Source organism: Oleiphilus sp. HI0117 (assembly GCF_001635235.1).
This window is the reverse complement of the sequence record NZ_LWGA01000203.1, coordinates 1-523: the sequence shown is the minus strand read 5'-3', so window position 1 is coordinate 523 and position 523 is coordinate 1. Positions and strand designations below refer to the sequence as shown.

1 protein-coding gene is annotated in these 523 nt (G+C 49.1%); it reads left to right on the top strand.

What is annotated here, in order from left to right; translation table 11 throughout:
- Positions 1 to 24 precede the first annotated feature (24 nt).
- On the top strand, positions 25 to 523 hold a 499-nt coding region (locus tag A3757_RS02590; RefSeq protein WP_197469674.1), incomplete at its 3' end, for a nicotinate-nucleotide--dimethylbenzimidazole phosphoribosyltransferase.

Below are 523 nucleotides of genomic sequence, written 5' to 3'. Positions count from 1 at the left end.
TAATTTTATATCAGGATACCTCCTATGCAATGGCTTAATGACGCTGCTCAAGCAATTAATCTGGAAGCCCAAACAGCGGCAAGTACTCGTCAGGGGCAACTAACCAAGCCACCCGGTTCATTAGGCCAGCTGGAATCGCTAGCAATCAAATTTGCTGGCTTACAAGGCAAGGAAGTACCCACTATAGACAAGATCATGATCCGTATTTTTGCTGCAGACCACGGTGTTGTTGATGAAGGTGTTTCGGCCTTCCCTCAAATCGTGACAGGTGAGATGGTAAAAAACTTTGCCGCTGGCGGTGCCGCGATTACCGTATTAGCTCGCCAATTGAATGCTGATTTCGGCGTAATTAACCTAGGCACAGTCAATGAACTCGCTCCCTTAGATAGCGTGACTGACCAGCGTATTACTGCCGGCACCGCGAACTTCTGCCAGCAAAGCGCGATGAGCGAGGAACAACTAAGCCAAGCACTAGAAGCCGGGGCTCAATCAGCATCACAAGCAAAAGAGTTGGGTATCGAGC